General features: G+C 57.9%; 5 protein-coding genes. All 5 read left to right on the forward strand.

Annotation, left to right across the window (positions count from 1 at the left end; all coding sequences use genetic code 11):
• The first annotated feature begins 11 nt into the window (after window positions 1-11).
• The 5 genes from THTE_RS12960 (at window position 12) to THTE_RS12980 (ending at window position 11,142) form a co-directional block, all read left to right on the forward strand.
• Entirely contained in the window at window positions 12-1,415 is a 1,404-nt protein-coding gene (locus tag THTE_RS12960; protein WP_095415824.1) for a carbon-nitrogen hydrolase family protein, read from the forward strand.
• A 112-nt stretch (window positions 1,416-1,527) separates the two neighbouring features.
• Window positions 1,528-3,270 carry a M28 family peptidase gene (locus THTE_RS12965; RefSeq protein ID WP_095415825.1) on the forward strand — a complete coding sequence of 581 codons (1,743 nt, stop codon included), beginning with the start codon at window positions 1,528-1,530 and terminating at the stop codon, window positions 3,268-3,270.
• Window positions 3,271-3,726: 456 nt separating this feature from the next.
• On the forward strand, window positions 3,727-5,379 hold the full coding sequence (locus THTE_RS12970) for a hypothetical protein (protein WP_095415826.1): 1,653 nt from the start codon (window positions 3,727-3,729) through the stop codon (window positions 5,377-5,379).
• 174 nt (window positions 5,380-5,553) lie between these two features.
• Complete coding sequence (locus THTE_RS12975) at window positions 5,554-7,365, forward strand: ArnT family glycosyltransferase (protein ID WP_157732077.1); 1,812 nt, start codon at window positions 5,554-5,556, stop codon at window positions 7,363-7,365.
• Window positions 7,366-7,587: 222 nt separating this feature from the next.
• Window positions 7,588-11,142: a hypothetical protein gene (locus THTE_RS12980; RefSeq protein WP_157732078.1), complete on the forward strand. Its 3,555-nt coding sequence runs from the start codon at window positions 7,588-7,590 to the stop codon at window positions 11,140-11,142.
• The last annotated feature ends 17 nt before the right edge of the window (window positions 11,143-11,159 follow it).

Raw genomic sequence — 11,159 nt, forward strand, 5'->3', positions numbered from 1 at the left:
GGAGGAAAGACGTGAAATATTCGGCGATCAGCATCCTTGCGGTAGTTGTTGGGACGAGCGTGCTGGCTGCGGAATCGCCGTGCGGACCGTCGGCCTGTCCAACATGTGAGAATCTGGTGGTTAACTCCGGTTTTGCCGGATGGAGTGAGAAAGGACCGCCACACTGGGAAATTTGGGAGCCCAGCCTGCCGGGCACGGCGTGCCGATTCCGCCCGGATAGCGATGGCGTACTGGTCGATGCTCCAGAGCGGCCGTTTGCAGTGGGCGGCTTGAAACAAGTGATCTCCGGAATCGAAGCCGGTCAGTATTACGCGGTGGAGGCCACCGGCCAGATTCGTCGGTCTCAAGCACCTTGGCAAATGATTCTGGTGAGGGTGACGTTCACAAAGAAAGGGCAGCCCACCCATCCGGCAGGTTGGCTGGTCGCGGGACCTTTTTTAACACCGTCGGGAACCACACCCGGGAGTTGGCGTTTTCGGTTTGCGGATGTGTTGCAGGCGGACGAAGGGGCGGACGGAGCCATCATTTCCCTGGATGTCAAATGGCCACAGGGAGCCGAGGTGCTCTGGCAAAGCGTCACCATGCGACCTGCCGCCCCGCCTCCTCCTCGCAAAGTGAAGGTGGGCACAGTCTATCTCCGTCCCCGCAACAGCACGCCGGAGAAGAACCTGGATCTATTCTGTGCCCAGCTCGATGAAGCGGGAAAGCTGGGACTGGATATCGTGTGTCTGGGGGAAGCAATCACGCTGGTGGGCACGAATAAGTCGGCTGCTGATGTGCTCGAGCCGATTCCGGGGCCGTCCACTCAACGCCTGGGGGAGGCTGCTCGGCGGAACCATCTCTGGGTCGTGGCGGGGTTATGCGAGATTGATGGCCAAACACCGTACAATACGGCCGTCCTCATAAACAGGGATGGACAGGTTGTTGGCAAATACCGCAAGGTCCATTTGCCGCGCGAGGAATGGACCAAGGGTTTTACGCCGGGGATGGACTATCCGGTCTTTGACACGGAGTTGGGAAGGATTGCCATTCAAATCTGTTATGATTGGTTCTTCCCCGAAGTGGCCACGATCTGGCGCTTGAAGGGGGCGGAAATCGTCTTCGCACCGACTTGGGGTACAACTTTTCCAGACCAGGATGGTCGTGCGGAAGGAGAAACCGTGTTTCGTGTTCGGGCACGGGACGCGGGTATCTATCTGGTGCCGTCGGTTTACGACGGTAACAGTATGATCATCGACCCCATGGGACGGATCCTTGCCTCCAATGCCGGAAAGGAAGGTTTGGTCTGGGCAGAAATTGATCTGAACAAACGGGAGAGGCTGCCCTGGGTGGGATGGTGGCGGAGTATTGGGCCACGTCACCGCGTCATCCCCAGCTATGGTCCGTTGCTGGACGTTGGGGAAGTGCCACCGTGAAGCGGATGTAGTCCGTCTCATCGCCGTCCTCTCTATAATGAAGGCTGACCGGGTCACGGTCCGCGGCGATTGATAGGTTTTCTTATTGGCTTGCAATTCCAGGTGGAGCGCTATGATCCGATTTTCCAAAATGGGTGCGAGGGAAGCCTTGCTATTCTGGGGCCTTCTTATCTTCTTTCTCTTTGGCGTCCCGGCAGGTCGCACAGTTCAGGGTGGCGGGTCCAATGATGCGGGATTCGTGGCGGCGCTGCACTCCATCACCCGGGATGAATTGCTCAATCATGAGGCAATTCTGGCCAGTGATGAGCTTGAGGGGCGGGAGGCCGGAACGCCGGGCAATGCGATGGCCGCCCAATACATCGTCTCGACGCTGGAGCATTGCGGCTTGCGACCTGCCGGTACCAACGGCTTCTATCAACCATTTGGCGAGGGGTTTCATAACGTCATCGGGGAGATTGTCGGGAGCGACCCTTCTCGACGAAACGAGTACATCATTCTGGGGGCGCACTATGACCACGTGGGATACGGAACCCGGCGAAATGTGCGGGATCAGCCAGGACAGGTTCATAACGGTGCTGATGATAATGCAAGTGGGACGTCCGCTCTCCTGGAAATTGCTCAGGCGTACACGCTGCTTCCCCAATCTCCGCGACGTACGCTCTTGTTTGTGTTTTTCGATGCAGAGGAGAAAGGCCTACTGGGGTCCAAACACTGGGTCGCCCATCCCACCCGGCCCATCGAGCAGCTCAAATTGATGATAAACATGGATATGATCGGGCGTCTGCGGATGGATCGTGTGGAAATGTACGGGTGGCGGAGCGCGCCGGGCTTGCGTCTGGTCGTGAGTCGTGCCAACCGGTCGTATGGCTTCGATGTTGAATTCTCCTGGATGAATCGCTCGGATTCCGATCATGCGCCCTTTTTCTGGCGTTCGATTCCCGTCCTGCTTTTGCATACCGGGCTTCACGAGGATTATCACAAGGCGACCGATGATGTGGACAAGCTCAATTTAGAGGGCATGGAGCAAATTACTCGGTGGGTATTCCAGATGAGCTATGAACTGGCGAATGCGGACGATCTACCGGCTTTTCGCTCCGGGGTTACGGAAGAGTCCGAAACGAGACGCCGCGAAATTTTGGAAGCTCCGCCCAACTGGCGGAATCGGGTAGGCGTTTCTGTGGAACGCTATCCCCTGCCGGGAAACGACACCAGACCAGCGGTGCTGCGGGTGTCGAAGGTTCTCTTCAACAGCCCGGCGGCCAAGGCCGGAATTGAACCGGGAGATTGGATTCTGGCGGTTAATGATCGACCGATCACAGAGGTGGAGGATTTTCTCTCTGCCACCCTGTTGACTTCCGACCAGGAGATTCGCTTGACGCTGCGATCGAATAATGGGGAGGCCCCGCCCGTTGAGAAAACAGTGGTCCTCGATGGACCACCAATTAAACTGGGGGTCCAGTGGATGAAAGACGAGGCGGTGCCTAACGCGGTGATGATCACTCATGTCCTCAAAGGTGCCCCTGCCGATGGGGCGGGCTTGGAGCCGGGCGATTATATTTACAGTGTCAACGGACAGCCTGTTGACCCGGATCGATTTGAAGAAATGATTCAGCAAACCGCCCTTCCGGTCACGCTGGAAGTCGATCATCGGGGAAGAATTCGGGTCATTGAAGTGCCGCCCGCGGGCACGAAGACGACTTCTTTGATGCCGGGTTTGGATGGCACGCTGGGGCTTCGGAGGGCAGAATCAGCAGGAAGTCATTCGTTTTCGAATTGGCGCGTGGGCCGATTTGCGACTCCTCATCCCGCCGGGAAGAATGGTTTCGTTCTTGATGCCGCGTATTGTGCCAGTTGAGTTTGCGTCACCGCTGGTTTCACGGGCTGGGTGACGGCGAGGCTTGGTGATGGTGACGTCACTGGTTTAATCACTACAAGCGATTCATTCTGACTCCACGGCACCAAGTCGAGAACGGCCATCAGATATCCCATCAGTGCGGAGTCCGCAAAACCCGGCAGTTTGCGTTTTCCCTTGCGTGTACGTTACGACTTGTACAGCTCTCACCGCTACCCTGTCCATGCCAGATTGCATTCTTACAGAGTTGTTTAAGGTCAGCAAAGCCACGCGCCGAGAGCTGAAGTACCGCGGAGTGTTTACATCACCGGAAAAATGATGGGGTAGCATCATTCTTGCCGAGATCGGACACTGGGTAATAAGGATGCCAGCGTCCGTGGGCGGGTAGAGGGTGTCAAAGTGCGGCGAGCATCATCGTTGGGGCGATCGATGATTCTGTAAACGTTTGGATGAAGTCCCATGGTGCGGCACCCGCTCTCCTCCAACTTGCCTGATCCAGACCAGTGGCCGGAAGGGGTGCCTTCACAGAACTCTCCGCAGGCAACCTCGCAGGGAGAGTTGTGGTTTCCCACCTTCGCGGACTTGTTCCCGAAAAGAAATCCATCCTGGGGCGTGGTAGCCACTGCGGCCGGAATCACGGGGCTTGTTGTAGCCGCCTACCGGGGATTGGGAAGTCCCCAGCCGCTTTGGATTTCGCAGCCCTTACCCGCGTTTGGACTGGAAGGGCCGGGGAATCTCGCCAGTTGTGTTTCCACGCTTGTTCTCACCTGGACCGCGCTAGCCAGTTTGTTCATCTGGTGGATCCTTCACGCTTGTGAATCCCACCGCGGCAATAGTTGGCTGCTGGCCGCCGTGTGGTGGTTCTATCTCGGACTGGACGAATCGGCAGGCCTTCATCTGAGTATTGGACCTATTCTCCATGAAGTGTTCAACGTGAATAACCCGACCAGTCCCTGGTGGTGGGTTGTTCCTTACTTTTTCGTCTTCTGTGCCCTGCTGACCCGTTTGACGATGGATTTGCGATACTCCGGGTGGGCCAGTTTCTGGATGACGCTTGCGGTGGCCCTGTACGGATGCTCGGCGCTCATCCAGACCGGTCTCATTTCCGATCAGGCCCTCCCCTTCGAGAAAGTGATGGCTGAAGAACTTGGGGAATTGCTGGGGCACTGGTGTCTCCTGCTGGCCGTGCTGAGCTTCGGCCGGGACGCTTTGTGCCGCATTTTTGCTGAATACAGTGACGTCGGTCAGATCAGTGAGTCCAATGGCGAAGCTCTCCGTGAGGAAACGCCGAATGTCGCCGTGACTGTTGCCCCCGGGCATCGGAGCCAGCCGGAGGACGACCGCGGTGCCCCGTCGGACTATCTCATCATCCACCCGCCGCATGGTCAGGGGCCACCTGTGGCAGTGCCCCGAGAGGTGAAACGAGTGACACGGAGGAGAACTCGGGCAACGAGCTCCAGTACCCGCCGTCGATCAGACCTTGATCTTCCACGGTCGGTGGCCGGACCGCTTTCCCTATCCTCACAGGACGGCCGTTCCTCGCCCGCCCAAGTTTCCCCTTCGATGCCCGCCCAGCACCATTTTGGGGATCGTTCAGACGTCCGTCCGGCGGACACAGGTCCTTCTTCTGGTACACCGCCAAGTTCAACCAATGGCCCTGTGAACGCCTTCCTCGCTGGGATGGCTTATGCGGAGGCGCGACAAGCAGCACTGAGGGCCCCCGCAACAATCGGGCCAGCTCAGCCGGACACGACGGCTACGGTGGAACAAAAACGTCCCGGCCAGATGGATGTCCAGGCAACTTCGCGTGAACTATCTTCAGCGTCTGGATCATCTGCGGGCGGTGTTCAGTCCGTTTCGCTGCCGAGGAGGGAGCCAGTGGTTCAACAAACATACGCGCAGCCGGTTGGTGCAACGTGGTCAGCCAGTAGTGGGTTAGGCACAGGGACGTCCTCAACGAGTAAGGAGGTGATGAGGCAATCGGGCTCGCGAGAACCTCCCGGCACGCCAAATTCGATGCCCCAACTGCCAGCCCGACGGTTGACGAAGGAAGAGAAGAAGCGACTTAAGCAACTTTACAAGCAAAAGATGGCTCAACTTGAAGGGAATTAGATTTCCCGGATTGTGCAACTGTATTGCTTCTCTTCTTTTGCGTGTTTTGCCCGGATAGTTTTTGGCTTGTGGATTTTCCAAAAAAGGGCTAGAATTGCCTCCGATGTTGACTTCTTGAAAACCGGTGTTCTGCCATCGCTGAGCGCGATTTTCCCCGATGCCACGGAGGGTGGAGTGTTGAGGAGTTCTTACACCTATTTTGGATTGGCTCTTCTTGTGGCGGCCAGTGTTTTCTTCGTGAATCTGGGGCAAGCCCGATTGTGGGATCGGGACGAGCCTCGTAATGCCGGCTGTGCGCGGGAAATGCTGGAAAGGCACGATTGGGTGGTCCCGGTTTTCAACGGAGAATTACGGGACCACAAGCCAGTACTCCTTTACTGGTTCATGATGCTGGCGTACAGCGTTTTCGGCGTCAACGAGTTCGCCGCCCGGTTTTTTTCCGCATTTTTTGGATTGGGGACCATCGCGATCACTTACGATCTCGGACGGCGTGCGTTTCGACCGGAGGTTGGGTTTTGGGCCGCCTTCATGCTGGCTACGTGCATGATGTTTCCGGTAGCGGCCCGCGCCGCCACTCCCGACTCGGTGCTCATTTTCTTTTCCACGGCAGCTCTGTGGCTCTACATTCGGGCATCCGTGTTACCACCGGCGACCACGGACGCTGGCCGACCGGCGACCGCGCTGGTGATGGCCAGCTATGCGGCAATGGGGTTGGCGGTGCTTGCCAAGGGGCCTATTGGGTTTCTGCTTCCGGCGGGAATCATCGGCCTGTATCACATGGTTGAAGATCCCCTGCGACCCGGAGATGGGCTTCCTCGTATTGCGCGGTGGCTGGCTGGGATTCGGGAGTTCTTGCATCCCGCGCGAATTCTCGCTGCAGTACGGAGAATGGGCCTTTTTCCAGGGCTTGTCGTGACCCTCGCGGTGGCCATGCCGTGGTACGTGTGGGTTGGAATACGAACTAATGGAGAATGGTTGAGGGGATTTTTCCTGACGCATAACGTCGGCCGGTTCCTCCATCCCATGGAGGACCATTCCGGGCCGATTTTCTATTATCTTCTTGTGCTATTTGCCTGCTTTTTCCCGTGGGCACTCTTTTTGATTTCAGCTTTGACGCAGGCGATCAAGATCGTCCGAAGGGCAGAACAGGGGGCAAGGGTTTTGACGTTCCTTTTGATTTGGGGAGGGGTGTATATCGGCTTTTTCTCTTTGGCAGGGACCAAACTTCCCAATTACATCACGCCTGCTCTCCCGGCTTTCGCGCTGGTTACTGCCTGGTGGCTGGATTCGTGGTCGAGACAGCCACAGAGCAACCACTGGTCGCCTTATGTTGTGGCGTGGATCCTTATTGCCTGCGGGCTCGTTGTTTCGGGGGCAATCCCCGTGGCGGCGCACATTTTCCTCCCCGGTGAAGAGATTTTGGGGATCCTGGGGCTGATATGGGTGGCAGGAGGGGTTGCCTGCTTGCTGGCGCTGCGTCGTCGTCACAGGATGGGCTTCGCGGTGGCACTCGCCACGGCCGCATGGGTGTTTGTCGTGGGAGTTTTCGGGGTTGCGGCCGTACGCGTCTCCCGCCATCAGCAGTTTGATTACCTCGCGCGGATTCTTCGGGAACTTCAAACATCTTCCCAAGATCCCCTTACGGTGGCCGCTTACGATTCGCTTGAGCCGAGCTGGGTGTTTTACCTGGGACGTCCTATCCAGTTCCTACCCGCTTCACAGGGACCGGAGGTGATCAACGAGATGGCCAGACGCGGAGATTTCTGTCTGCTTTTGACCCGCAAACGTTATGAACAGCTTCGTGAAAAATTAGGCTCGGATCTCACCCCAATTGCCGGGATTCCCTATTTTCTCAAAAAGCGAGAGGAGGTTCTCCTGTTGGGGACGCGCAAGCTCCTGGCCAAACTGAACCGGCCCGGCTCAGGGGCGGCATCCGACTTTACGGTGGAGGCAGCCCGTTCTGGGGCAACGGAGTACCGTCGCTGATCGAATGCTTCCTTCTGGGGACCGTCGCCCGCTAAGAATATACGCCGGCGCCTGGCGACTCGATCAAGAGTGCTGTTCTTTGATCAAAGCTTGTCGATTGGGTAAACTAGAAAAGTAGCCAGCTATTCTCATGGTTACGAGATGTGATTGTCCACCCTCATCATGATTTCCGACTGCCAGGTGAATTGACTAGACCAAGGTGAGGAAGGGCCAGCCGTTTTGGTGGGATTTCCTATTCCCGTTAACCAGGCGAAACGCGTTTGCGAGAGACATCTGCCGGCGGAATGGACTTTCCGCAGGCTCGGGCTGCGGCTTGCTCTGTTGCTGGTGACGACAGGCATATTCGCGTCGGAAGCGGGGCTAGATGCGGCCGTCGCGCAACAGACGCCGAGCGGTGTCCCGGCGGGTTGGATGACTGAACCCCCCATGGAGATCCCCCAGCCTTCCCCGGTGTCGCCGCCAGGCACCAGCCAGCCGAGCCAGGGCGGCGGTCCTCCTTCCACGAGTGCACCCCAGGCCGCTCCGGCAACAGAGACCAACCAGCCCGGCCCCCCGGCAGGAACAACGCCGTCAACGCCACAGCCAGGCCCACCCACGGTGGAGGAAGTGAAGCCGGAGCAGATTTACCTTCGCGACTCGGACGGCAGCCTGAAGCTCATGCTGGGGTGGACAATGGCCCAATTCGAGGAACTTGTTCGCCTCCGCGATGCTCTTGAACAGCGTTCTCGTCCGCCCGCTTACGCTTTGGAAGAGGTGAACATAACAGGCAAAGCCTTCGATCGATATGCGGAACTTCTCATCGAATGTAAGGTCCGTGTCCTTACGGACACCCCTGTGCGGATTCCGCTGGGACTGGGGCAGATTATCCTTCGAGAGATCCCGCGTCGGCCGGATGGGGGTCAGTTGCTCATTTTTCGTAGCCAAAACGACGGCGGATATGTGGTGTTTCTGGAAGGGAAGAAGGATTCCCTTGAGGACATCACACTCCAGGCGTGGGTCCCGGTGATTGAAAATGGAAACGATCGGCGTCTCGTGCTCAGTGTCCCGGAGACTCCCGTCTCCCAGTTGGAGATTGAGCTTCCCGCCGAAAACCCAACTGTCACGTTGGGCCCCGGCGCGACACTGGTCGGAACAGAGACCACGGCTACCAAGACTACCCGGGTGAAAGTGTCTGGTTTGGGGCCGGGTTTCGAGATGGCTTGGCACGGGGAGGCGACGCCGGAGAAGGAAAAACCGCCCATTCTGGAGACGGTGGGACTAGTCATCATTCGCACCAGTGGCACGAATGTGGATTTTGATGCCCGGCTCACCATCCGGACATACACCACGCCGTTTGACCGAGTGCGCATCCGTTTGCCGGAAGGAGCGAGTCTGCTGCCCACAAGCGCGTCCGGTTATACGGTCACGGAAGTTGCTGGGAATTCAGATGAGGGCGGCTCCGGCCGGGTGGTGGAAGTGAGTTTTCCAAAAAAAATGGTCGGGCCTGTAGAAATCCGTTTGAACGCCCGGCGGCCTGTGAATTCCCAGAATTGGATGAATCTGGCAGGATTTTCCGTGGAGGATGCTGTTCGCCAGTGGGGCTACGTCGCAGTGGCGGTCACCGCCGACCAAACACTTGTGTGGGGCAACTTGGCCAGTGTCCGGCAAATTGACCGAGTGCCCAACACGCAGGAATCCATCGAACCTGCTGCAAGTTTCGAGTATTATTCGCAGCCTTACACGCTTTTCGTCAAGGTGGTTCCCCGCGTGAGCATCTTGTCGGTTTCCCCTCAGTACAGGGTTGACTTCTCGACTACGGAACTGTTGCTCCAAGGTAGTCTCAGTTGCGAAGTTCGCGGGGGAGATGTGTCCACCATTGAGTTGGAGAAGTCAGGATGGCAGATTTCTGAAGTGACGCTTAGGGGAGAAGACGTTCCGCTTGTTCTTGCCGAATCTGAAGGATCAGTCATCACCATTGCCCTTCCCCAGCGGATGTCGGGTAAATTCGAAATCAATTTTAAAGCACGTCAGGATCCGCCGGCACGCGGCGAGGTTTTTCGGCTGACTTTTCCCCGGGTGAAGGCCTCGCGGATTCAGCCGTCAGAGTTGATTCTGGTGGCCGCACCGAATATTGATTTCCGGCCTCGTCTGCAGGAAAGCGAAGGTGTGATGACGGCCGCGGTCTCTGGGAGTAATCCCGCTGTCCCCAACGTGTTTGCGTGGCGGCTGGCAAGCCCGGGGGCCATCTTGGCCGCTGAGTGGGACATTCGGCCGCGAGAAATGACCGTGGAAATAGAGACGCGGGCCCAGGTCCAGGGGAATCAGGCGGAGATAGAACAGCGGCTGCGGTTTCAGGTGGCTTATCAACCGTGGGCTGAGCCCTGGCGGTTGGTCGGACCACGGGAGTTGGACGGGAAAGTGGTGGCTCTTCTCGACGGCCGGCCAGTCGAAATGAAAAAGGCTGTGGGGGGCCCACCAGCAAATTCCCCGCCCGCGGTGCTGCCAGAGAATTCCGCGTCGGAGTACCTGGTGACTCCCCTCACTCCGGTGCTCGGCGTGGCGGAGCTCGTTCTTCGCTACTCGTATCCTTTCCCGGTTGGTGAGGCCGAGTCCTTCAGATGGCGACTACCGTTGATTCAGCCACGCGATGGTCAGCTTTTGGGGCATCGGTTGATGGTGACTCTGCCAGTCGGGTGGGCAGTGGATCGTATCAATCCGCCATGGGAAGCCCGGACCAGCACCGTGCCGGCGGGAATGAAGTCGGTGCCGCTGGAATTTGCAACGAGTGCTCCTGTGGGCGAGGCTACTATTTGGTTGAAAATCCTGGAGATTGCTGGCACGCGCGCGGCTGTTGTGGAGAAACTTCTCATCCAAACACGGATGGACCGCAACATGCGGCAGGATCGCTGCGTGATGGAATTCCGTACCGCTCGACCCAATCTCCTGGTGCGCCTGCCGCGTGCTGTTCGTGGAGATGTGGCGCAAATCTGGCTGGACGGACGAGCAATTCAAGCACGGGTCTCGGGGCGTTCCGAGGTGATGATACCCCTTACCGGCACGGAGGGAGAAATAGCCTCCGCTCAGGATACCTTGCATCACCTCGAAATATGGTACGAGCTCCCCAGGTTCCGCAGCGATTGGGGCCGTACACGCCTGGAATTGCCGCAAATTGAGGACCCCGTATTTCTGCGGTGGATGTATTGGGAAATCGTCCTTTTGCCGGATGAACATATCGTCTGGACGTCGTCGCCCCTGACCATGGAGTATCGCTGGAGCTGGTTGGGGTATTTCTGGGGGCGTGTCCCTTCACTTTCAGAAGAAGAACTGGAAAAATGGGCGGGAGTCAACGAGGGTTGGCTCCATGTGTCCGTTCCGGCCAATCGCTACCTATTTAGCAGTCTACGCACGGTGAGTGTCGCCGACGTGTGGACGTTTCGGCGGCCATGGATTGTCGCCGTTTGCTCGGGCGCTGTGGTCTTACTGGGATGGGGATGGATTTATCTCGGCCGATCCTGGAAGCGACTTGTCGCCCTGGGGGTGATTGGATTTCTGGTCGTGCTCGGGTTGCTGCGTCCGGATGCGGCCCTTCTCGTGGCTGAAGCGTCAGCTTTGGGGATTGGACTGGCCATCCTGTCCTGGTTCCTTTATCGCGCTGTAACTCCTCCTCAACCATCGCGGGTGGCGATAAGCAGTTGGGGTGAGCGAACCTCGATGGACACCGTCGTCTGCCAGCGAAGTCTCGACGATGCCGCGTGCACCGTACCTTCCGGGGAAAGTACCACCCACAGTCACGTGTAGCCGGGAGGGACGAAAAG

The sequence above is a fragment of the Thermogutta terrifontis genome (genome assembly GCF_002277955.1).
Lineage (GTDB): Bacteria > Planctomycetota > Planctomycetia > Pirellulales > Thermoguttaceae > Thermogutta > Thermogutta terrifontis.

What these genes read in the sequence shown, in the direction of transcription:
- THTE_RS12970 (WP_095415826.1), top strand. Translation starts at nt 3,727, where the DNA reads ATGGTGCGGCACCCGCTCTCCTCCAACTTGCCTGATCCAGACCAGTGG.
- THTE_RS12965 (WP_095415825.1), top strand. Translation starts at nt 1,528, where the DNA reads ATGATCCGATTTTCCAAAATGGGTGCGAGGGAAGCCTTGCTATTCTGG.